This is a genomic window from Sphingomonas segetis (assembly GCF_009720245.1).
Taxonomy (GTDB): domain Bacteria; phylum Pseudomonadota; class Alphaproteobacteria; order Sphingomonadales; family Sphingomonadaceae; genus Sphingomicrobium; species Sphingomicrobium segetis.
In genome coordinates, this window is sequence record NZ_WJSQ01000012.1 from 1 (window position 1) to 20,819 (window position 20,819).

Here is a 20,819-nt window from a genome sequence, read left to right on the forward strand (position 1 = left end):
GCGCTCGGCACCGCCGGCGTGAGCCTGCTCGAGCTGACCTCCGCCTATGCGGCGGTGGCGAGCGGCCGCTACCCGGTGGTCGCTCGCGGCCTCTCGCAAGCCTCGCCGCCGGAGGGACTGTCCGCGATCTTCCGCCGCGACGGGACTTTGGACGAGCGGCGCGACCGGGCGCCGATGCTCGACTTGCTCTACGCCGCGGCGAATAGTGGCACCGGGCGCCGCGCCGCGCTGGCGGTCCCGACCTTCGGCAAGACCGGCACGACGCAGGACAACCGTGACGCCGTGTTCATCGGCTTTGCCGGAAATCTGGTCGTCGGCGTGTGGGTCGGCCGCGACGACAACGGCTCGCTCGGCAAGGTCAGCGGCGGCACCGTCCCGGCGCAGATCTGGCGCAGCTTCATGAGCTCGGCGCTGGCCGTGGACGACGAGCGCGGCCCCGAGCTGCCGGTGGCCTTCGAGCGGATCGAGAAGCCCCGACAGAAGAGCCCCCTTCCGCCCGAGTGGAGCAACTCGACTAAGCCGCTGCGCGCCATCGCCGAGCGCCTGCATGAAATCTTCGGCACAGGCGGCTAGTCCGGGCGAAGTCGGCGAACGGTCACATTTAATCCTTTCTCAACCACCGCAGGCGAGAATGCGCATCAACCTACGCGGGTTGGTTCGTGCGCAGGTGCGGGAGCTTTCCCGTTGCTCGAAGCCATGTGGAGACCTGAAATGATGAAGTTCGTGAAACTGCTGAAGAACGTGAAGGGCGCGACGGCCATCGAATATGGGCTGATTGCGGCGCTCATCGCCGTCGCCGCCATTGGCGCGATGCAGAACATCGGAACGAAGCTCAGCTCGACGTTCAACAACGTGTCGGGCCAGCTGAACTAAGCTTCGGCTTGAGTGGGAGGAGCGGTGGTGCCTTGGCGGCGCCGCCGCTTTTCTTTTGCCTAGCGGTTCTGCGGCTCGACCGGGGGCAGGAGCGGCGGTGCCGCTTCCGTGTTCGCGGCGGCGGGCGGCGCGTAGAGGGCCGCGTTGGCCGGCACGACGTCGGTCCGCGAGCCGACTCGGTGGACGATACGCGGCGTGATGATGATGTACAGCTCAGTCTTGAGCCGGGTCGTGCGCTCGTTGCGGAATGCCTGGCCGAGAAGCGGGATGTCCCCGAGCAGTGGAACCCTGGATTTGGTGGTGAGCGTCTCGTCCTGCGTGAGGCCGCCAATCACGAACGAATCGCCGTCGCGCACGGTCGCCGAGGTCTCCGCCTCGCGCTGGCTGATGGTCGGATAACCCTGGCTCGAGCCGGTCACGCTCGAGACGACCGCGAAGACATGGCTGCTGACGAACCCGTCGCCGCTCACCCGCGGCGCGATCTGAAGCGTCACGCCGACGTTCACATACTGGACCTGCTGCGACACGCCGTTGACTCCGGACAGCGCGATCGAGGTCAGGATCGGCAAGGCATCGCCAGTGATGATCTTGGCGGTCGAGCCGCTCTGCGCGGAGATGCGCGGCCGGGACACGATGCGGCCGTTGCCTTTCTGGATCTGGGCGTAGAGAGCGGCCTGGAACTGCGCGCTGGTGACGTGCCCGGAGCAGACGATCGGGTCGCCGGTGCAGCCCTGGGGCGGGAGGCCGGCGATGAACCCGCCCGAACCGAAGGTCACTACGCCGAGCTGGCCGGTCGAATTGTTGAAGTCGATGCCGAGCGCCTTCACGCCCGACTCGGTCAGTTCGACGAACTGGGTTTCTAGGATCACGCTGTCGACCGGGATATCGATCGCGGCGATCATCGCCTTGAGGCGCGCGATCCGTTCGGGCGGGCCCTTGAGCCACACGGCGTTGAGCCGCCGGTCGATGCCGATCGAGGCGTCGACCGACTGGCCGAGCGGCTCGTCGTTGGCGCCGGGCGCCTGCGTGACCTGTGTCGGCGTGTAATTGTTGCCGGTCAGGCTGTTGGAGCCGAACTGCGGCTCACTCGGGATGAAGACGTCGTTCGATTTGACCGTCAGCCCGTCGGTCAGCAGCCCCACGACCTCGGACACATCGGCATATTTCAGCAGCACCAGCGCATAATCTTCAGGCGGTTCATAGGCTGCGGGAAGACTGATCGGCGACGGGCCGGTCTCCGCCGAATAGTCGCGGTTCGCCGCTGCCCTGCCGGTGGTCACCGTGACCTCGACGGTGCGGTCCGTCGTCCGCACCGCAGCCGCGCTTGCCGCCGCGGTCGAGTCGAAGCGGACGACGAGGACATTGTCCTGCTGAAGGAAGTTGAGCTGGCGGACGAGCCCCTTCATGCCGCGCGGCTGGACGGCATTGCGGCCACGCGACGTGAACGGGAAGCTGATTGCCGGCTGGTTGGGAGCGCCCATCGATGGGCCATAGGCAGTGACCGCGGGATCGAAGGTCAGCTCGAACCGGGATTCCACCGGCGATTCCGAAAGCAGCTTCACGTCGGTCAGAAGGGCGGGCCGGGCGACCGGCGCAACCTGCTGCGCCGCGGCCGCAGGGAGAGCGCACAAAAGGAACGACAGGAGCGCGACGGCGATCGCTGCTGCCATGCGCGTCATGCGCCTGAGTCCGTTCGTCGAAGTCCCCACCCCATGATTCTGGTTTCTAACGCAAATTTCGCCGATCCCAACATGAATGTGCGGGCGCCGCGAAGGACGCCCGCACAGTGCGAGTCATGCCCGGATCAGAAGGCGCTGGCGCCTTGCGGAGTTCCGAGACCGGTCGGTCCATCCCAGCCGCTGCCCGCGGTGCACCATTGCGTCGTCGGGCAGGAGCCGTTGTTGCCGCTCGTGATGTCGCGGAACGCGCCCGTCGCGCTGCCGTACAGCTTGGTCGTCGGATAGCCGCCGAACGCCCCTGCGGCAGCGTAGATGCCGCCGATCAGCGGCGCGGAAACGCTCGTTCCGCCGAATACCATCCAGCCCGAGCGGCTGCGCGTTACCGGACCGTACACGGAGACGCCCGTATTCGGATCCGCGACCGCCGCAACATCGGCGACCGCGCGGTTCGGGCAACCGGTCACCGTCGCGCTCTGCGTGTTGGAAAGGATGCCGTAGAGGCTGCTGCATCCGCTGCCGGCGCCATCCCACACCGTCTCGCTCCAGCCGCTGCCCGACCGGACCAGGCGCGTGCCGCCGACCGCGACGACGTGCGACGATGAGGCCGGGAACTGAACTCCGTAGCCATAATCACCCGAACTGACGGTCACGGCCACGCCCGAATGATCGTACGATCTCTCGTATGTCGTCGAGCCGCTCTCGCTGCCGCCATAGCTGTTGGAGATCACGATCGAGCCTAAGGTCGCAGCGCGGTTCACCGCGGCCGCGAGATTGCCGTACGAGGGCGTGCTGGCCTGGACCAGCAGGATCTTGCAGTTGGGGCACATGGCGCTCGCCATGTCGAGATCGAGCGCCTGCTCCTGCGCCCAGCCCACGTCTGTGCGCGGATAGCTGGTGCCGCCGTTCTGGTTGACCTTCCTGAAGCAGCCGTTGGTCGTAGTGCAGGACCCAAGACCGTACTGCGCGCGGTACGTGTTGAGATCCTTCTCCGCGTTCGGATAGCCGTACGCATCGACGATCGCGATGGTCGGGCCGGACCCCGGCGCTCCCTTCGCGGGCGACAGGCCGTAAGCGCTGTTGAGGTCCGACGGGCCATAGCCCGACGGCGTGACATTGCGGTTCAGGTCCGGCTTGCCGTTGATGATATTGCCGCGCGCGTCGGTCACGACCTTGCCGAAGCAGCGCGCCTGCAGCGCGACCTGCATACGGCCGCACACGGAAACCGCGAACACCCGGCCGAAGCGTTCGACCGGCTGGCCGTTCGGCCCCTGGGCGGGCGCCGAGGTGCCAACGAGGCCAAGCACGGTTGCGAGCGCTACCGCGCCCGTCGTCAAAGCTTTCATAATCGCCCCCTTCAACAGCTACTCGGAAGGACCGCGATGCTGCGCCCAATGGGTGGAAAAGCAAGCAGCAGCAGCAGCATCGATGCTGCTGCTCAATCGTTTCAACGCACATAGCCCTCGGCTCATCGTAAAGCCGAGTAACGTGTTTGCGTGTATCGACTTGGTTTAACGGGCATTTCCCACGCTTTCGGCGGTTGCGGAGCTTGCCCGCGGATGCAAGTCTGCTGCCATGTGGGGGAAGGTTGCACTGGTCGGCCTGGCATTTGCCGCTGCTGCCGCGTCGCCGGCGCGCGCGACGGCGCCGATCTACGATCCGGTCGCGCTCAACATCGGCATCAGCTGCCAATGGCAGGCAAGCTGCGAGCGGCGACAGCGCAAGGCGTTGAGGGACGCTCGAAGGTTCATCGCCGCCACCAATCCGCCCACGTCGAAAATTCATCTGTGCAACCGCAATGCGCGGCGCGGGGCGGCGCGCCTCGACTGGGTCGGGTTCAACGCCTGCATCCGGAACTCGAAGCTCTCGCCTACGCGCCGCCGTCGCTAGGACGGGGAAATGCCGCGCTCGCTGGAACGGCGCCTGCGACCGCTCGTTCTTGAGGCAGAACGGAAGAGCGATGGACGACAAGAAGCGCGGATTTGCCGATGATCCGACCGAAAGCGAGCGGCGCAAGAAGCTGACCGACGAGCAGGTGAAGCAGCTCGAACTGGCCGGCGGAGTCGAGGGCGGCATGCAGGCCGGCAGCGCGGGCGGACCCGGGGACAAATCGGCCGCCGAGCCTCACAACAAAGAGTCGAAGAAGGGCGGTTAACTTCATGCATATGTCGGCAAGCCTGCCCGGCTTAGTGCCGGGTGCAGCCGCCTGCCCTTATTGTCCGAACCGGAGGAGCTAGCGCGCGATGGTTCGAATTGTCGCGCTGCCGAAGGCAATCGTCGCCGGCGTATCCGCCGCGGTCGTCATGGAAGGGCTGCTTCGCGCGCTGGTGCTGGTCGGGCTGCCGTCGCCCGACCTGGTGGTCGAGCTCGGCTCGGCGGTTTTCAACCGGCAGCACTGGCTCGCCCTCGCCGGCGCCGGCCTCGTCCATCTCGCCGTCGGGGTGTGCTGGGCGGTGTTCTACGGCTATTTCTTCTGGGCGCGCTTTCGTTGGCCGCCGGCGATCCAGGGCCTCGTGTTCGCGATAATCCCGGCGGTCCTCGCGATTTTCATCGTTTATCCGCAGCTCAAGCTGATGGAACTCGGAACGGACGTGACCGCGATCGGGCTGCGGTCCTTCTTTGCCCCATTGTCGCCCGCCACGATTGCGGCGCTGGTCGCCGGCCACGCGGTGTTCGGCTTGACCATGGGTGCGATCTACACCCGCCCGGTCGGATACCGCGCTGGCCGCAAGATCGGACGGCCGCGCGCGCGGCAGGGCAGCACGGGCAACCGTCGCCGCAACGAAAACACGTGCGGCTTCATGTTCGCGACCGGAATCGAGTGCAGCTATCCGACGATCGACCATGGCCGCTGGCGCCGCGACGAGCTCGATTCCACCGGTCACTACGACTGGTGGCAGCATGATTTCGAGCTCGCGCGCGAGATCGGAATCACGCACATCCGCTACGGGCCACCGCTCCACCTGATCTTCGATGCGCCGGGGCATTTCGACTGGAGCTACGTCGACCCGCAGATGGAGGAACTGCGTGACTTCGGGCCGGAGCCGATCATCGACCTGTGCCACTTCGGCGTGCCGTCGTGGCTGGGCAACCTCCAGAATCCGGAGATCGCGCCGGCGCTCGCCGAATATGCAAACGCATTTGCCGAGCGCTACCCGTGGGTGCGCTTCTACACGCCGGTGAACGAGATGTACGTGTGCTCGCGGATGAGCACGATCCAGGGCGTGTGGAACGAGCAGATGAACGACGAAGGCGCATTCGTCACGGCCGCGTTCAACCTCGCCCGGGCGAGCATCCAGATGAGCGACCGGATCCTAGAGCAGCGCCCCGATGCAGTCTTCATCAACAGCGAAAGCAGCGAATTCTATCAGCCCTGCTGCCCCGACGAGCATATCGTCGCCACGGCGCGATTTGAGAACGAGCGGCGCTTCCTCCCGCTCGATCTCATTTACGCCCATCCGGTGAGCGACGGCATGCGCTCCTATCTTCACGACCATGGCGTGACCGATGCGGCGCTCGCGGAATTCGCGCAGCGCCAGGTCCCCCGCCGGTCGATCCTTGGAGTCGACTATTACGAATGGAACGAGCGGCTGATCGACCGCAACGGCCAGGCGCAGGCGCTTGGCGAGCTGTTCGGTTGGTACGTCATCGCCGACCAGTACTGGCAGCGCTACCGGCGGCCGATGATGCATACCGAAACCAACAAGATGGACGCCGACGGTGCGCCCAAGTGGCTGTGGCGCCAGTGGCACAACGTGCAGCTGCTGGCCAAGGCCGGCGTGCCGCTCGTCGGCTTCACCTGGTACAGCCTGACCGACCAGATCGACTGGAGCATCGCGATGAGCGAGCCGCTGGGGATCGTCTATCCGGTCGGGCTGTTCGACCTCAACCGCGAGGCGCGGACGGTCGGCCTCGCCTACAAGCACCTGATCGACCTCTACAAGGACCTGCCGGAATATCGCGAGAGCAAGGCATTGAAGGAGTTGATGCGCTGATGGCCAGCTTCCTCGCCGCGCATGGCTATGATCCCGGGCCAAGCCAGCGCCCGCTGCTTGCCGGCGCGATCTCGGGCGTGATCGCGACCATTCCGGCGCTTGCCGTGCTCTATGCCTGCCGTTCGCTCGAGGTCGAAGCGTCGATCCTCGGAATCCCGATGCTTGCGACGATCGGCGCCGGCTGGGCGGTGATGGCGGTCGCCGGCGCGGTGTATGCGCGTTTCTTCGGCCGGGCGGCGAACAGCGTCCGCGGAGGATGGCTGTTCGGCATGTCGTTCGGCTTCGCGTTTTGGGCCGCGGGCGCGGTGCTGGTGCTGCCCGTGATGAGCGGCGGCGAGGCGCCGGCGGGCACCCCGGCGGTCGGCGTCGCTCTGTCGATGCTGGTGTGGGGGCTGGCGATCGGGCTGCTTCTGCCCTTCGTCCACCGCCCGCTGCACGAGAGCCTGGAGACCGGCTCGCGTCACGAGGAGCTGGGCCCGGGCGCGGCCGCGGGCAAGGACCGGCCGATCAAGGAACAGCCGCCGGCGAACGGCTGAACGGCGGTTCAGCGCACCTGGTCGATCGGCGCCAGCGCGTCCGTGCGGTGCCAATAGTCCGCGCCGGTCAGCACGATCATGATCAGCAGCCAGAAGAAGCCCGCCGCGGCGAAAGCACGGACAAGCGCTCGGCTGCCGCGAAGCTCCATGAAGAACAGCAGCACGATCAGTGCCTTGGCGACGGCGATCGCGAGCGAAATCACGATATTGGCGGAGCCGAGCGGCACGAACGCGCTCGCCGTCGTCGCGGCCAGCAGCAGCATCAGCGCGAACCAGCACTTCCAGATGGTCGCGGCGCTCATCCGTTCCTCCCGGCGAGGTAGATGAGCGGAAAGAGGAAAATCCAGACGACGTCCACGAAGTGCCAGTAGAGCCCGACCAGGCGCGTCGTGGACCCGCCCGGCACGATCCGTCCGCGGCCGATGGCGGTCGCGAGCCACGCGACGATCGAGATCCCGATCAGCAGGTGGAGCGCGTGAAGGCCCGTCGCGCAGAAATAGAAGACGAAGAAGATTTCCGCGACGCCGCCGTGCCGCGCCAGGTCGAAGTTGAGCGCGGGGATGAGATGCTCCTGATAGTCGAGCCACCATTCACTTGCCTTGATCACGACGAACGCCAGCCCGAGCAGCGCCGTCGCGGTGAGCCACAGCACCGGCGCGCGTTTCGACCCGGCCTCGAAGGTCATGACCGCCATCGCCATGCACGCGCTGCTCGTCAGCAGCACGGCCGTGTTTGCGGTGCCGAGCGCGACCTTGGTCAGGCTGGCAGCGGCGATAAACTCGTCGCCCAGCCAGATGCGATAGTTGAGGTAAGCCGCGATCAGCGCGCCGAAGAACAGGACCTCGGTCGCGAGGAATGCCCACATGCCGAGGGTCGACGCTTCACGCTGTTGCGCGACCGTCGCATATTGGAAGCCGATCGCGCGCTCAGACATCGCCGGCCTGCATGCACGGCTTGCCTTGGTCGTATTGATAGGGGGCGCGGACGACCGTGGGCGTGGCCGCGAAATTCTCGGGCGGCGGCGGCGAGCGGGTCGACCATTCGAGGCCGGTCGCGCCCCACGGGTTGGCCGACGCCCGCGAGCCCCTGAGGATCGACCAGGCGAAGTAGAACAGCGGAAGCGCGTAGCCGAACGCGAGGATGCTCGCGCCCGCCGACGACAGCACGTGCCAGATCTGGAACTCGGGCGGATAGGATTGGTAGCGCCGCGGCATCCCCAGATAGCCGAGGATGAACTGCGGGAAGAAGGTCAGGTTGAAGCCGAAGAAGGCGAGGATGGCGGCGAACCGCGCCCAATAATCGGGGTAGAGCCGGCCGGTGATCTTCGGCCACCAGTAATGGAGGCCCGCGAAGAAACCCATCACCGCGCCGCCGACCATGATGTAATGGAAATGGGCGACGATGAAATAAGTGTCGGTGACGTGGACGTCGATCGGCAGCGCAGCGAGGAACAGGCCGGTCAGCCCGCCGATCGTGAACAGGCCGATGAAGCCGAATGCGTAGAGCATCGGCGCGTCGAAGCGGATCCAGCCTTCGTGCAGCGTCGCAGTCCAGTTGAACACCTTGATCGCCGACGGCACCGCGACCAGGTAGCTGAGGAAGGAGAAAGCGAGGCTGGCGTAAAGCGACTGGCCGGCGACGAACATGTGGTGCCCCCAGACGAGGAAGCCGATCGCCGCGATCGCGATGCTGCACCAGACCACGAACTTGTAACCGAAGAGGGGCTTGCGCGCGAACACCGGCACGATCTCGCTGATCACGCCCATCGACGGCAGGATCATGATGTAGACCGCCGGGTGGCTGTAGAACCAGAACATGTGCTGGAACAGGATCGGGTCGCCGCCGAGCTGGGGCGAAAAGAGCCCGACGTGGAGCACGCGCTCGGCGAGCAGCATCAGAAGGGTCATCGCCAGCACCGGCGTCGCCAGAATGAGGATGAGGCTGGTCGCGTAGGTAGACCACACGAACACCGGCAGCCGGTACCAGGTCATGCCCGGCGCGCGCAGCTTGTGCACGGTGACGATGAAGTTGAGCCCCGTGAGGATCGACGAGAAGCCGGACACGAAGATGCCGAAGACGGCGAGGATCAGGTAACCGGTCGCGTAGAAGGTCGAATAGGGTTCGTAGAAGGTCCAGCCGGTGTCGATCCCGCCGAGCAACAGCGCAGCGATCGTGATCAGCCCGCCGGCGATGTAGAAATACCAGCTCAGCAGGTTGAGCCGCGGGAAAGCCAGGTCGCGCGCGCCGATCATCATCGGCAGGATGAAATTGCCCATCGTCGTCGGGATCGAGGGGATGAGGAAGAACCACACCATGACGATGCCGTGCATGGTGAACAGGCGATTGTAGAAATCCGGGCTTCCGAGGGTAGGCCCGGGGGTGATCAGCTCGAGCCGGATCAGGGTCGCGGCGATCCCGCCGATGAAGAAGAAGAAGGTGATCCCGGCGAAATAGAGGAGGGCAATGCGCTTGTGGTCGGTGGTGAGAAGCCACGAGCGGATGCCGACTCTGGCGTTGAGATAGGTCTCGTCGTGCGGGGCGTGCATCAGCTTCCGCTCCGCTCCGGTCCGATCGATTCGATGTACGCGACGAGCTTCGCCAGATCGTCCTCGCTGACTTGCCCGGCGAAGGTCGGCATCACCGGCGCGTAGCCCGCGGCGACCTGACCCTTCGGGTTGAGGATGGAATCGCGCACGTAGCGCTCGTCGGCAATCACCACGCTTCCGTCGGACAGCGGCACCGGGCTTCCGAACACGCCTTCCAGGTGCGGCGCGCGCACCGTCCCGCCGCTCTCATGGCAGCCGCTGCAGCCGTAGCGGCGGAACAGCTCCTCCCCTTGCGCGGCGAGCGTGGTCTGACCGCCCTGATCCTCGAGCCAGTTCGCGAAATCGCGCGGGTTCATGACGGTCAGCCAGCCGCCCATGTGCGCGTGATCGGTCCCGCAATATTCGGCGCAGAACAAATGGTAGCGGCCGACCTTGTCGGCGCGGAACCACATCGTTTCGTAGCGGCCGGGGACCACGTCCTGCTTGATCCTGAGCGCCGGCACGAAGAAGCTGTGAATCACGTCCTGCGACGCCATCACCAGCCGCACGTCCTGGCCGACGGGGACGTGGAGCTCGTTGATTTCCCGCTGCCCGCCGGGGTGCTGCGCCTTCCACATCCACTGCTTGCCGACGATGAAAATCTGCAGTGCATCGGCGGGCGGGTTGTAGAGCCGGAGGTAGATGGTCGAGCCCCACACCGCCATGCCGACGAAGACCAGCAGGGTCGCGGCGGTCCACGCGACCTCGAAGCGCCAGGTTTTCCTAATCGCACCGCTGCGGTCGGCATTGCTGCCGTGGCGGTACTTGTTGGCGAAGAACAGCAGTAGGAAGAAGACCAGCCCGGAGGTGAGGGCCGCCACGACGAGCAGGCTGCCGAACAGGAAATCGATGGTGCCGGCATAGGCGCTCGCCGTCGCCGGCCACCACGGAAAGCCGTGCACCTAGGCCGGCCTGCGGCGGAGCGAAAGGAAGCCGACGAGCAGCAGGCAGCCGAGCACCGTCGCCGCCGATCCCCAGCGCACCAGCCGCATCGCCAACGCCGCAGCCGTGCCTTCATCGGGGTCGTAGCCGAAGCAGAGCAGAAGCAGTGGATGCGCGGGCGGCTCCACGTCGCCGTGCGATGCTTCGGCGACGGCCTGCGTGAGCTCGCCCGGGGCAGGGTTCAGTCCGAGCATGTAGCGCGAGATTTTGCCGTCGGGCGTGGTCACGACGAAGCCCGCGGGATGCATGAACTGGTCGGTCGTCTTGTCGTAGCGGTAGGGGAAGCCGACAGCCGAGGCGATCGCGCGCACGTCTTCCGATGAGCCCGTGTAGAAGCGAATTCCGTCGGCGCTCTGCAACCGCTGTGCATACATCGCCTGCGCCGCCGCGGCGTCGTGCGCACTCTCGCGGGGGTCGATGCTGATCGCGACCAGTTCGAGGTCGCGTCCGGGCTTGAGGCCCGCGCTCGCGATCGATTGCACCGCACCGCTCAGCACGAGGCTGCAGAGGTTCTTGCAGCGAAGATATTCGAGCACCAGCACCGTCGGCCGGCCATCGAACGCCTTGCCGAGCGTCAGCGGCCGGCCCGACGCATCGTCAAGCCGCGCGTCCAGCGGAAGCTGCGCGCCCGGGTGCTGGCGGAACGACAGTTGCTGGAAGGCGGCTGGGTCCACGGCCTGCGCGGGCGCCGCCATCAGCAGTAAGCAGAGGAGAAGCGCTGCCGCTCTCATTTCGGCGGCCCCCAACCTTGCTTCGCAGTTTCTTCCATCGCCGCGTCGATACCCTGCAGCTCCTGCTGCTTCGCTGCCTCGTAGCGCTCCCGCTCGCGCTGTGGTGCCGACTGCAGCCGAGGCGCCGGCGGAAGCGACTTGAGCGGCCCCCGATACTGCTGCTGCACCGCAGGCGGGAAGCCGATCGAGATCGTCAGCAGGACTCCGCCGACGAACGCGGCGAGCAGGCAGCCGAGCCAGAACGGCAGCCACGCGGGCACGTCGAGAGGCTCGTAGCGCGAGGCCTTCTCGGCCGCAGTCGGTCCGCCGTTGTCCGGACGGTCGCCTATCCGCCCCTCCTCTGTCCCGGTTCTTCTCTGCTCATAATCGTTCCACCGTGGCGCCGTTGCATTTCTTACCGTCGGTCAAGGCGAAACTCACTGCATCCGCTCACGCAACAGCTCGACGATGTGCAGCGTCCTGCGCCCGCCGTTGAGCTCTATCTGCTCGCGGCAGCTGAAGCCGTCGGCGACGATCATGGTGTCGTCGTCGAGCGCGCGGACTCGCGGCAGGAGCAGGCGCTCGCCGATTGCGCGGCCAACCTGGAACGTCTCCTTCGCCATGCCGAACGCGCCGGCCATTCCGCAGCAGCCCTGCGGCGACCGCTCGACGGCGATGCCGAGACGCTCGAGCAGGGCGGCCTCGCCGTCGAAGCCGAGCACCGCGTGATGGTGGCAATGCGGCTGAACGAGCGCCGACCCGCCCGCGAGGAACCTTGGAAAGCGGTCGACCGCGCCCGCGACGAAATCCGCGACGTAATGCACCTGCGCCGAGAGCCGTTTTGCCTTGCTCAAGCCCGGCATCAGGTTGAGCAATTCATCCTTGAACGCCGACGCGCAGGCCGGCTCGAGGACCACGATCGGTGTGCCCGCATCGATGTCCTCGCGGAGCACCTCGAAGATGCGCGCGAACCTTTGTTTCGCCTTCTCCAGGAAGCCCCAATCATAGAGCGGCCGCCCGCAGCACAAGGGCTGCGAAGGAATGACGACCATAAATCCCGAGCGCTCCAGCAGCTGCGTCGCGGCGATCAGCGTCTCGGGCCGGAAATTGTCGTTGAACGTGTCGGGCCACAGCACGACGCGTTCGCCGCCCATGCCTCGGCCGCCGCGCTGGCGAAACCAGCTGCGGAAGGTCTGCGAGCAGAAGCGGGGCAGTTGCGCGTTGCGGTGGATGCCCGCCGCCCATTTGCCGGGCGCGGTCTTTGCCACGACATTCGCCGCGGCGGGGGCGTAGGCGGCGAGGCGCGCCCAGCGGTCGATCAGGCCCATCGAATAAGCGGACCTCGGGCGCAGCCGGCGGGCATAATGGTGCGCCCGGAACTCGGCTTTCCAGGTCGCCACGTCCACGCCGACGGGGCAATCGGCCTTGCACCCCTTGCAGGCGAGACACAGTGACAGCGCGTCCTCGACCGCATCGCTGTTCCAGCCGTCGGCGATCACTTCGCCGCGGGTCATCTCGTGCAGCAGATGCGCGCGGCCCCTCGTGCAGTGCTTCTCTTCGCCAGTGACGAGATAGGAGGGGCACATCACTTCGTCGCCGACCTGCCGCCGCCGGCACTTGCCGACCCCGACGCAGCGCGTGGTCGCATGCGCGAACGAGCCGTGGTCGTCGGGATATTCGAAGAATGTCTCGAGCCGCTTCGGCTCGTAGGTGAGGCCGAGGCGAAGGTTGGAATCGATGGGGAACGGTTCGATCGCCTTGCCGGGGTTCAGCCGGTTCTTTGGGTCCCAGATCGCCTTGAACTCGCGGAAAGCCCGGACGAGCTCGTCGCCGTACATGACGCTCAGCAGCTCGGCGCGGGACTGGCCGTCGCCGTGCTCGCCCGACAGCGAGCCGCCGTAGCCGTGCACCAGCTTCGCCGCCTCGCGCATGAACTGGCGGTAGCGCTCGAGTCCTGCCTCGGAGTGGAAATCGAAGTTGATCCGGCAGTGAGTCACGCCGTCGCCGAAATGGCCGTAGAGCGCTGCCGTATAGCCGTGCGCCGCAAACAATTTCTCGAGGTCGCGCAGATAGGCGCCGAGCCTGTCCGGCGGGACGGCGCTGTCTTCCCAGCCGGGCCAGTGCTCGGGCTGGCCGCGGACAAACGCGGTCGCGCCGAGCGACGCCTCGCGCGCCTCCCAGATTCGTCGCTGCTCGTGCGCGTCGGAAACGATGCTCATGCGTGCGCCGGTCTTCGCCTTGTCGACCATGCGGCGGACGTTCGCTTCCGCTTCCTCGCGGCTGTCGCCGCCCGTCTCGACGATCAGGAAACCGCGGCCCTCCAGAAACGCCTTCAGCCCACCGTGCCCGGCACCGGTCGCGCGCACGGCGTCGTAGAGCTTGCCGTCGAAGCCTTCGAGCGCGTCGGGCTGCTGCGCGAGCAGCGCCGGCACCGCATCGGCGGCGGCGTAGACATCATCGAACGAAAGCAAAGCGATCGCCTTGCACTTCGGCCGCGGCACGAGCTGCACGGTCGCTTCGAGCAGGATCACGCAGGTGCCTTCGGTGCCCGTCACTGCCCGCGCGACGTTGAAGTCGCGACCGGGCAGCAGCGCATCGAGATTCTCGAAGCCGGACACCAGCCGCGGGATTTTGGGGAAACGCTCCTCGATCAGCTCGCCGTAGCGATCGCGTAGTGCGATCAGCGCGCGGTAGATGTCGCCGCGCCGGCCGATCTCGTCGGGGATTCGCGGCGTGGGCCCGAGCTCCAGCTGCAGGCCGTCGTAGGTGAGCGCCGTCAGCCGCTCGATATTGTCGGCGGTGCGTCCCCACTTGACCGAGTGCACGCCGCAGCTATCGTTGCCGATCATCCCACCGAGCGTGTTGTGGTCGTGCGTGGCCGGGTCGGGCCCGAACGTCAGTCCGTGCGGTGCTGCGGCGTCGCGCAGCCGGTCGAGGATGCAGCCGGGCTCGACCCGCGCCAGCCGCGCATCGGGATCGATCTCGATGACGCGGTGGAGGTGCCGCGAAAAATCGATGCACACCGCGACGTTGCAACCCTGGCCGGCGAGGCTCGTCCCTCCGCCACGCGCGACGATCGGCGCGTCATGCTCGCGGCAGATACGGACGGCCTCGACCACCTCGCCGCGGTTGCACGGGTAAACGACTCCGATCGGCACCTGGCGATAGTTCGACGCATCAGTCGCGTAGAGCGCCTTAGCCTGCGCGCTGAAGTCGACCTCGCTTCCGAGCTGCCGCTCCAGCTCGCTTTTCAGCGCCCGCGCCGCATCGCCCGAATAGCGGTCCCATTCACGCAGCACCTGCCCGTCGGGCGCACGCGTGGCGAGCCTCGGCTCGCCCGCCATCACACCAGCTCGCGCACCGTGTCCGACGCCAGAGTCAGCGCCGTCGTCATCGCGTGCGGCGTGCCCTTGGCGAGCGCCTTGCCCATGTTGAGCGCCTGCTTCATTTCGATACTCGGCGGGAACGGCGGCTCATAGGGATCGACCACCGCCTCGATCAGGCATGGGCCCGGCGCCGCGAGCGCTTCGCGAAGCTGGTCGGTGCAACGTGCGGGGTCGTCGATGATGACGGTGTCGATCCCGCAGCCGCGCGCCACGTCGGCGAACTCGATCGGCTCAAGCTCGCAGCCATATTCGGGGTTGCCGAGGAACACCATCTGCTCCCATTTGATCTGGCCGAGCGCGTTGTTCTTGATGACAATGATCTTCGCATTGAGGTTGTATTTCCGCAGCGTCACGAAATCGCCCATCAGCATCGCCGCCGATCCGTCGCCGATGACCGCGACGACCTGGCGGTCGGGGTACGCGATCGACGCGCCGATCGCATAGGGCAGGCCGCAGGCCATGCTCGCGAGCGTGCCCGAGCAGCTGAACATCATGTCGCCGCGGATATCGACGTGACGCGCGGTCCACGACGTGATCGTGCCGCTGTCGGTGATGACGATCGCGTCATTGTCGAGCAATTTGTTGAGCTCGTGCGTCACAACCTGCGGCTTCATCGGCGTGCCGGTGTGCGTGCCGCGCTCTTCCATCAGCGCGCGCCAGTCCTTCATCGCGTCCTGCGCCGCCTCGAGGAACTTGCTGCTGTCGTTCTTCCGGAGGAGCGGAAGCAGCTCGGAAAGCACGCGCCTGCTGTCGCCGACGAGCCCTGCGTCGACCGGGTAGCGCAGCCCGACGCGCTTGGGGTCGAGCTCGATCTGCACCGCCTTCGCTTTGCCGGGCTTCGGGTAGAACTCGATGTAGGGGAAGCTCGACCCGACGATCAGCAAGGTGTCGCAGCTTTCGAGCGCGTCCTGCGACGGCTTGGTACCGAGCAGCCCGACGCCGCCGGTCGTATAGGGGCTCTGGTCGGGCACCGAAGCCTTGCCGAGCAGGGGCTTGCCGATCGGCGCCTGAAGCCGCTCGGCGACCGCGATCAGCTCCTGGGTAGCGCCGATCGCGCCTCGCCCGGCGAGAATGAACGGCTTTTCCGCTTCGTTGAGGATGTCGGCCGCGCGCTGCAGCATTTCGCGGTCGGGGCACTGCCCGCCGCGCGCCATCAGGTTCGACACGTGGTGCGGAACGTTGCGCTCGGAACGGTGGCTCTTGTCGACCAACATCGACTGGATGTCGACGGGGATCATGATGTGGGTCGGCTGCCGGTAAGCGAGCGCCGTGCGGCAGGCGAGCTCGACGACTTCCTCGACATGAGCCGGGCCCATGACGCGTGCCGAATAAGCAGTCGCGTCCATGAACAATTTGTCGAGCTCGATGTCCTGTTGGGTGAGCGTCGAGATCAGGTCGTGATGCTGCGCGCCGGTGATCGCGAGCACCGGCTGGCCGTCGAGCTTGGCGTCGTAGATGCCGTTCAGCAGGTGCACGCCGCCCGGTCCCGAGGTCGCGAGGCAGACGCCGAGCCTGCCGGTGAACTTGGCGTACGCGCAGGCGGCGAAGGCGCCGGCTTCCTCGTGCCGCACCTGGACGAACTTGATCTGGTCCTGCCGCCGTCGAAGCGCCTCGAACACGCCGTTGATGCCGTCCCCGGGAATTCCGAAGATCGTGTCCACGCCCCAGTCGATCAGGGTTTCGACGAGCATGTCGCCGCCGGTCATCGCCATTGTTTTTACTCCTAGCTCTCTTCGTAAACGCGCACGTCGCGGAACGGTCCCCCGCTGGTCGCCCCGGCGGATATAGTCGGCGCGGGCGGCGGGCGGAGGATGATGTCGCGGGAGACCTTGCGGACGTCGGTGACGCCGGTCAGCGCCATCGCGATGCTGAGCTCGTCCTCGAGGATCTCGAGCGCCTTGGTCACTCCCGCCTCGCCGTAGGCGCCGAGCCCGTAAAGGTAGGCGCGGCCGATGAAGCAGCCGCGCGCGCCGAGCCCGAGGAACTTGAGCACGTCGAGCCCCGAGCGGACTCCGCTGTCGACATAGACTTCGGCCTTGTCGCCGACCGCGTCGACGATGCCTGTCAGCACCGACGCGGTGGACGGGGCGCTGTCGAGCTGTCGGCCGCCGTGATTGGACACCAGGATCGCGTCGGCGCCGGCATCCACCGCCATTTTCGCGTCGTCGGCGTCCATGATGCCCTTGACCAGCAGCTTGCCCGGCCACAGCGAGCGCACCCATTCGAGCGTCTTCACGTCGAACGAGCTGTCGAGCTGGCTTTTGACCAGCTCGGCCATTTCCGCGACGTTCCCGCTTTTCACCTTCCCGGCATAATTGCCGAAGCTCCAGCGTTTTGAATGGAGCATCGCGAACGCCCACGACGGGTGCGAGACGATGCTCCAGATGTTCGCGGGTGTCAGCTTGGGCGGCACTCCGAGGCCGTTGTGGACGTCGCAATAGCGCGTGCCTTCGACGTGCAGGTCCATGGTCAGGATCAGGACCGGGCAGCCGGCCTTCTTCGCGCGCTCGAGAAGCTCCTTCGAGAAGCCGCGGTCCTTTTCGAGGTATAGCTGGAACCAGAAGGGCCTTGTCACCGAGCTGCGCACGTCCTCGATCGAGAGCAGGGCATTGGTCGACAGCGAAAAGGGGATTCCGAAATCGTGCGCCGCGCGGCACGACAATATCTCGCCGTTGGACCAGATCGCGCCGCACATGCCCGTCGGGCCGATGGCCACGGGGATGCTCACCTTCTCGCCGAGCATCGTCGTTTCGAGCTTGCGGTCCGACACGTCGAACATCACGCGCTCGCGGAAGCGGATCGAGTCGAGGTCGCGGCGGTTCTCGCGCAGCGTGATTTCGGCGAAGGAGCCCGCCTCCATATAATCCATGAACGGCTTCGGGACCCGGGCGTGGGCGCGTTTCCTAAGGTCCTCGATGCTGGCGATGTCGGCGGGCGCTTTCCTCACAGCTCGCCTCGCTTCGCCATGCCGGAGATGCGGTCGCCCATCCGGCAGGCGAGCGCCTGGATGGTGAGCGACGGATTGACGCCGCCGCTGGTCGGGAACAGCGAGCCGTCGCACACCCAGAGGTTGGGGATCGACCAGCTGCGGCCGTCCCTGTCGACCACGCTGTCGTCCGGGTCGTCGCCCATCCGGCACCCGCCCATCAGGTGCGAGGTGTCGTGGTCGGTCCACAGCTCCTTCGCGCCCGCGCCTTCGAGGACGGCGCGCATTGAGCCCTTGCTGTGCTCAATCAGCCTGCGGTCGTTCTCGGAGTAGCTGAATGTTACGCGCGGGATGGGAAGACCGTACTGGTCCTTCTCGTCCGCGACCTCGACCCGGTTGTGGCGCTGCGGCTCGGTCTCGCCGACGATCCTCAAGCCGGCGACATGGTTGTAGCGGGTCATCTCCTGGCGGAGCTTCATGCCCCACATGCCGCGGTTGATCGCCTGCGCCTCGGCCCAGCCGACCGGCAGCGGACCCTGGCTCATGAACGCATAGCCGCCGCGGAAATCCTTCTTGTCGCTGTCGTCATAATTCCAGTGCTCGGTGACGGCCATGCAGGGCGGCGCTTTGTAGCAGCGGACTTCCTCGTCCATGATTCCCCACACGCCCGGTCCGGAATGGGTCATGAGATGCGTGCCGACGAGACCATTCTCGTTGGCGAGGCCGTCGCGGAACTGATCGCACTTCGAATTGAGCAGCAGTCGCGGGGTCTCGATCGCATAGCCGGCGACGACGACGTGCTTCGCCTTCTGGCGCCGCCACGCTCCGCCGCGGTGATAGGTCAGGCCGGTCGCCTTGCCGTCCTTGCCCATCTCGATCTTGCCGACCATCGCGAGGTCGCGGACCTCGGCGCCCGCATTGAGCGCGCGCGGGATGAAGGTGACGAGCACGCTCTGCTTGGCGTTGGTCGAGCAGCCGTAGGCGCAAAAGCCGCGATAGACGCACGGGTGCGCCATTCCGCGCGGCGCCGAGAGCGTAGCAAGGGGGAGTGGCGACCATTGGACTCCGATCGCCTCGCAGCCGCGTGCGAGCACGAGGCCCGCGGCATTCACCGGATGCGCGCGATAGGGGTAGCGCTTGCGCCGCCTGCTCCACGGGTAGGAGATCGGCCCCGAGATTTTCAGCGCTTCCTCGGCTTCCTCGTAAAAAGGCTCGAGCTCGTCGAAAGAGATGGGCCAGTCGCGGCCGTATCCGAGCTTGGACCTGCACTGGAACCACTCCGGCCGCCAGCGGAGCGCGATCATCGTGTAGTGGACGGTGCTCCCGCCGACACCGCGGCCGCTGTTGTTCGATCCGAGCTCGATCGGGTCCGCCCCGCCGGTGATGCGCTCGTCGGTCCAGTAGAGCCCGCCCTGGTCGCGCTCGTCCGAAACGAAATCCTCGAGCGGCCGCCAGAACGGTCCCGCGTCGAACGCGATGACCGAAAAGCCCGCCTCGGCAAGTTTGCACGCCAGCGTTCCGCCGCCCGCGCCGGTGCCGACGATCGCGAAGTCGACCTCTTCATTGTCGTCATAGGTGCGCATCGGCACCCATTTGCCTTCGCGGAACACGTCGGGCGCGCGGCCCGCGACGGCGCGGGGTTCGGCGACCTCAAGCATGCTCGGCCTCGAAGTCGAACTCCTCGGCTTCCCATGGGTCGCGCTCGTCGAACCCGAGCCGCGCATAGCCGCGCGGCGAGGCCGGCCCGCCGAACCCGATCTCGCTCCACGCGGCCGGGTGCGAATAATAGATGCCCACGACCTGCTTCAGCAGGAGATGAAGGAAGAAGCCGCCCGCCGGCAGGTCGCGCCAGTAGCGGCTCTCGACGCGGTTGTGCTGCACGTCGCCGAGCAGCGCGTCCTGGTCCCCGGGCGAGAGCTCCTCGAAGCATTTACCGTGGCGGTTGCGCGCCTCCGCGGCGATCGCGTCCAGGCCCTGGTGCCAAGCCTCGCGCATCGGCGGCATGTCGGCGTAGCGGTAGCCGGGCCCGGCGTTACGGTGCAGCATGTCGTCGATCCACGGCACGATCGGCACCGGCTCTTCGCGCTCCGGCTGGGGCATCAGCCGCGCGGCGATCGCCTCGAGCAGCGACCATTGCTCCTCGCTCAGGAATCGTCGCGGCGGCTCGTCGTCGAGCCGCTGGCGCACCGCCGCCCGAGTCTGGTCGTTCCACGACGGCGTGTCCCACTTGTCGAGGACGTCGTACGTCAGGAACGGCGTTTTGAACTCGCTCACTCCCCCGCCTCCTGAAGCGCCGGGAGGATGCCGAGCCCCGCGGCGGCGATGCCGAGGAACGCCGGAGGCGCGGGGAGCGGCGGCCCCTGGAGGATCATCTGGGTCCAGTTGTGCCAGCCACCCATGTTCCGGTGGATGCCGTAGGCGTGGAAGATCGGCCCGGCGATGCCGAGAACCGCCGTCGCCTTGAGCAAAGGCTCGGCGAATGCCGCCGCGCGCGGCGTCAGCGCGGCAGCGCCGATGCTCAGCGCGGCGAGCGGCGGGATGGTCACCGGCGCGTACATCGCCGGATCCTGGAACGCGCCGCGGAAATGGAGGAATCCCGCCTCCGCGACCGTGCCCATCAGCGAGAAGGCGATCAGCGCGGCGGTGTGCTTCGGCAGGCGCGTGCTGACGTTGTCGCGCCCGCTCAGCATCTCGCCGGCGATCACGCCGTAGAGTCCCGCGAGCGTCAGCGCGGCGGGCGCGCCTGCCGGAGCGCCATAGAAGAGGTTGAGCGCGCTCAGCTCGCCCGGTCGCTTGAGGATGTTGTAGCTGTGGAATGCGAGGCCGATCAGCCCGGTCGCGCCGACGGTGAACAGCGCGATCTTCGGCAGCCGGTCGTTCGCGTGCTCGGGCCGGAACGCGATGTACGTCGCCGCACCAAGTCCGAGCAGCGCCATCGTCGGGCCGACGAACATCGCCCGGTCCTTGAACTGCCCACGATAATGCTCGATCGCGCTGTCCAGCGCGACGCTGATGCAGAGGATCGCCGCGCCCGCGCCGAGCGCCTGCGCCGCGCGATGGTTCACATCGCCTTTCGGGTTCCACGCACGCTGCAGCAGCCAGCCGAGGCCCGTCGCCGTCGCGACCGTCGCCGCCGCGACCGCGATCAGCGGCCGGTGCGATGGTTCAGGCTGGCGCGGTGCAAGCAAGG

Annotated in this window: 19 protein-coding genes and 1 pseudogene; 6 read left to right on the top strand and 14 right to left on the bottom strand. The window is 66.8% G+C overall.

The genetic code is table 11. The features are described 5' to 3' along the window. Positions 1 to 573 (top strand): annotated as a pseudogene (locus GH737_RS15090) (penicillin-binding protein); the annotation flags it as partial. Positions 574 to 714: 141 nt separating this feature from the next. Further along, positions 715 to 873 carry a Flp family type IVb pilin gene (locus GH737_RS02285; protein ID WP_155263266.1) on the top strand — a complete coding sequence of 53 codons (159 nt, stop codon included), beginning with the start codon at positions 715 to 717 and terminating at the stop codon, positions 871 to 873. Between the two features lie 59 nt (positions 874 to 932). On the opposite strand, the gene GH737_RS02290 is transcribed toward GH737_RS02285, so the two are convergent. Both GH737_RS02290 and GH737_RS02295 read right to left on the bottom strand, forming a co-directional pair. Continuing rightward, positions 933 to 2,552, bottom strand: a complete 1,620-nt coding sequence (locus GH737_RS02290; protein WP_155263242.1) for a type II secretion system protein GspD — start codon at positions 2,550 to 2,552, stop codon at positions 933 to 935. A gap of 125 nt (positions 2,553 to 2,677) precedes the next feature. Next, positions 2,678 to 3,895, bottom strand: a complete 1,218-nt coding sequence (locus GH737_RS02295; protein WP_155263243.1) for a S53 family peptidase — start codon at positions 3,893 to 3,895, stop codon at positions 2,678 to 2,680. 229 nt (positions 3,896 to 4,124) lie between these two features. On the opposite strand from GH737_RS02295, the gene GH737_RS02300 reads away from it, so the two are divergent. The 4 genes from GH737_RS02300 (at position 4,125) to GH737_RS02315 (ending at position 7,080) form a co-directional block, all read left to right on the top strand. Then, on the top strand, positions 4,125 to 4,439 hold the full coding sequence (locus tag GH737_RS02300) for a hypothetical protein (protein ID WP_155263244.1): 315 nt from the start codon (positions 4,125 to 4,127) through the stop codon (positions 4,437 to 4,439). Between the two features lie 70 nt (positions 4,440 to 4,509). Then, the gene (locus GH737_RS02305) at positions 4,510 to 4,704 is read left to right on the top strand and encodes a hypothetical protein (protein WP_155263245.1); all 195 of its coding nucleotides are present in this window, start codon (positions 4,510 to 4,512) and stop codon (positions 4,702 to 4,704) included. An 88-nt stretch (positions 4,705 to 4,792) separates the two neighbouring features. Next, entirely contained in the window at positions 4,793 to 6,544 is a 1,752-nt protein-coding gene (locus GH737_RS02310; protein WP_230558580.1) for a family 1 glycosylhydrolase, read from the top strand. Beyond that, positions 6,544 to 7,080, top strand: a complete 537-nt coding sequence (locus GH737_RS02315; protein WP_155263246.1) for a hypothetical protein — start codon at positions 6,544 to 6,546, stop codon at positions 7,078 to 7,080. The genes GH737_RS02310 and GH737_RS02315 overlap by 1 nt, the downstream gene beginning before the upstream one ends. Positions 7,081 to 7,088: 8 nt before the next feature. On the opposite strand, the gene GH737_RS02320 is transcribed toward GH737_RS02315, so the two are convergent. From GH737_RS02320 to GH737_RS02375, 12 genes are all read right to left on the bottom strand, one after another. After that, complete coding sequence (locus GH737_RS02320; RefSeq protein WP_155263247.1) at positions 7,089 to 7,382, bottom strand: cytochrome C oxidase subunit IV family protein; 294 nt, start codon at positions 7,380 to 7,382, stop codon at positions 7,089 to 7,091. After that, entirely contained in the window at positions 7,379 to 8,014 is a 636-nt protein-coding gene (locus tag GH737_RS02325; protein WP_155263248.1) for a cytochrome c oxidase subunit 3, read from the bottom strand. The genes GH737_RS02320 and GH737_RS02325 overlap by 4 nt, the downstream gene beginning before the upstream one ends. Next, positions 8,007 to 9,626, bottom strand: a complete 1,620-nt coding sequence (ctaD, locus tag GH737_RS02330) for a cytochrome c oxidase subunit I (RefSeq protein WP_155263249.1) — start codon at positions 9,624 to 9,626, stop codon at positions 8,007 to 8,009. Before ctaD ends, GH737_RS02325 begins: the two co-directional genes overlap by 8 nt. Further along, the gene (gene coxB / locus GH737_RS02335) at positions 9,626 to 10,567 is read right to left on the bottom strand and encodes a cytochrome c oxidase subunit II (protein WP_155263250.1); all 942 of its coding nucleotides are present in this window, start codon (positions 10,565 to 10,567) and stop codon (positions 9,626 to 9,628) included. Before coxB ends, ctaD begins: the two co-directional genes overlap by 1 nt. Beyond that, positions 10,568 to 11,302 (bottom strand): SCO family protein, encoded by a 735-nt coding sequence (locus tag GH737_RS02340; RefSeq protein WP_155263251.1) that lies wholly within the window; start codon positions 11,300 to 11,302, stop codon positions 10,568 to 10,570. 32 nt (positions 11,303 to 11,334) lie between these two features. Next, positions 11,335 to 11,598, bottom strand: coding sequence for a hypothetical protein (locus tag GH737_RS02345; protein WP_155263252.1), 264 nt, complete (start codon positions 11,596 to 11,598; stop codon positions 11,335 to 11,337). Positions 11,599 to 11,754: 156 nt separating this feature from the next. Next, complete coding sequence (locus GH737_RS02350) at positions 11,755 to 14,661, bottom strand: FAD-binding and (Fe-S)-binding domain-containing protein (protein WP_155263253.1); 2,907 nt, start codon at positions 14,659 to 14,661, stop codon at positions 11,755 to 11,757. Beyond that, positions 14,661 to 16,415 carry a thiamine pyrophosphate-dependent enzyme gene (locus GH737_RS02355; protein WP_155263254.1) on the bottom strand — a complete coding sequence of 585 codons (1,755 nt, stop codon included), beginning with the start codon at positions 16,413 to 16,415 and terminating at the stop codon, positions 14,661 to 14,663. The genes GH737_RS02350 and GH737_RS02355 overlap by 1 nt, the downstream gene beginning before the upstream one ends. Positions 16,416 to 16,426: 11 nt before the next feature. Continuing rightward, positions 16,427 to 17,650 carry an alpha-hydroxy acid oxidase gene (locus tag GH737_RS02360; protein WP_155263255.1) on the bottom strand — a complete coding sequence of 408 codons (1,224 nt, stop codon included), beginning with the start codon at positions 17,648 to 17,650 and terminating at the stop codon, positions 16,427 to 16,429. Beyond that, entirely contained in the window at positions 17,647 to 19,287 is a 1,641-nt protein-coding gene (locus GH737_RS02365; protein WP_155263256.1) for a GMC family oxidoreductase, read from the bottom strand. The genes GH737_RS02360 and GH737_RS02365 overlap by 4 nt, the downstream gene beginning before the upstream one ends. Next, the gene (locus GH737_RS02370; protein ID WP_155263257.1) at positions 19,280 to 19,903 is read right to left on the bottom strand and encodes a gluconate 2-dehydrogenase subunit 3 family protein; all 624 of its coding nucleotides are present in this window, start codon (positions 19,901 to 19,903) and stop codon (positions 19,280 to 19,282) included. Before GH737_RS02370 ends, GH737_RS02365 begins: the two co-directional genes overlap by 8 nt. Then, a complete protein-coding gene (locus GH737_RS02375; protein WP_230558581.1) occupies positions 19,900 to 20,817 on the bottom strand; it encodes a hypothetical protein in 918 nt (305 codons plus the stop codon). Before GH737_RS02375 ends, GH737_RS02370 begins: the two co-directional genes overlap by 4 nt. Between the last annotated feature and the right edge of the window lie 2 nt (positions 20,818 to 20,819).

What these genes read in the sequence shown, in the direction of transcription:
- GH737_RS02315 (WP_155263246.1), top strand. Translation starts at nt 6,544, where the DNA reads ATGGCCAGCTTCCTCGCCGCGCATGGCTATGATCCCGGGCCAAGCCAG.
- GH737_RS02355 (WP_155263254.1), bottom strand. Translation starts at nt 16,415, where the DNA reads ATGGCGATGACCGGCGGCGACATGCTCGTCGAAACCCTGATCGACTGG.
- GH737_RS02300 (WP_155263244.1), top strand. Translation starts at nt 4,125, where the DNA reads ATGTGGGGGAAGGTTGCACTGGTCGGCCTGGCATTTGCCGCTGCTGCC.
- GH737_RS02295 (WP_155263243.1), bottom strand. Translation starts at nt 3,895, where the DNA reads ATGAAAGCTTTGACGACGGGCGCGGTAGCGCTCGCAACCGTGCTTGGC.
- GH737_RS02365 (WP_155263256.1), bottom strand. Translation starts at nt 19,287, where the DNA reads ATGCTTGAGGTCGCCGAACCCCGCGCCGTCGCGGGCCGCGCGCCCGAC.
- GH737_RS02350 (WP_155263253.1), bottom strand. Translation starts at nt 14,661, where the DNA reads ATGGCGGGCGAGCCGAGGCTCGCCACGCGTGCGCCCGACGGGCAGGTG.
- GH737_RS02340 (WP_155263251.1), bottom strand. Translation starts at nt 11,302, where the DNA reads ATGGCGGCGCCCGCGCAGGCCGTGGACCCAGCCGCCTTCCAGCAACTG.
- GH737_RS02310 (WP_230558580.1), top strand. Translation starts at nt 4,793, where the DNA reads ATGGTTCGAATTGTCGCGCTGCCGAAGGCAATCGTCGCCGGCGTATCC.
- ctaD (WP_155263249.1), bottom strand. Translation starts at nt 9,626, where the DNA reads ATGCACGCCCCGCACGACGAGACCTATCTCAACGCCAGAGTCGGCATC.
- GH737_RS02325 (WP_155263248.1), bottom strand. Translation starts at nt 8,014, where the DNA reads ATGTCTGAGCGCGCGATCGGCTTCCAATATGCGACGGTCGCGCAACAG.
- GH737_RS02285 (WP_155263266.1), top strand. Translation starts at nt 715, where the DNA reads ATGAAGTTCGTGAAACTGCTGAAGAACGTGAAGGGCGCGACGGCCATC.
- GH737_RS02290 (WP_155263242.1), bottom strand. Translation starts at nt 2,552, where the DNA reads ATGACGCGCATGGCAGCAGCGATCGCCGTCGCGCTCCTGTCGTTCCTT.
- GH737_RS02320 (WP_155263247.1), bottom strand. Translation starts at nt 7,382, where the DNA reads ATGAGCGCCGCGACCATCTGGAAGTGCTGGTTCGCGCTGATGCTGCTG.
- GH737_RS02305 (WP_155263245.1), top strand. Translation starts at nt 4,510, where the DNA reads ATGGACGACAAGAAGCGCGGATTTGCCGATGATCCGACCGAAAGCGAG.